The organism is Citrobacter sp. wls619 (assembly GCF_005281345.1).
In the GTDB taxonomy this organism is placed as follows: Bacteria; Pseudomonadota; Gammaproteobacteria; order Enterobacterales; family Enterobacteriaceae; genus Citrobacter.
In genome coordinates this window covers 1-211 of sequence record NZ_SZXJ01000075.1, presented here as the reverse complement: position 1 = coordinate 211, position 211 = coordinate 1, and the positions used below count along the sequence as shown (strand labels likewise).

At 53.1% G+C, this 211-nt stretch carries 1 pseudogene; it reads right to left on the bottom strand.

Annotated elements, in window-relative coordinates:
* Positions 1–194, bottom strand: a pseudogene (locus FDX19_RS14260) (type VI secretion system tip protein VgrG); the annotation flags it as partial.
* Positions 195–211 lie beyond the last annotated feature (17 nt).

Below are 211 nucleotides of genomic sequence, written 5' to 3'. Positions count from 1 at the left end.
CCCTGCCAGAGGGTCAGGGTGGCATTTTTTTCAAGCAGTTCTTCAGCATGCTGACGGAAGGAGTCGCTGGCGACATCCACCTCCAGCATGAAGGAGTGTGAATATTTCTGGACCAGACGGAAACTGACCACCGCGAAGGTGGTGGAACTCTGCCCGTCAACTTCCAGCGTGAAACGAAGTCCTTTCAGTGACATAAAACGCCTCTCTGATG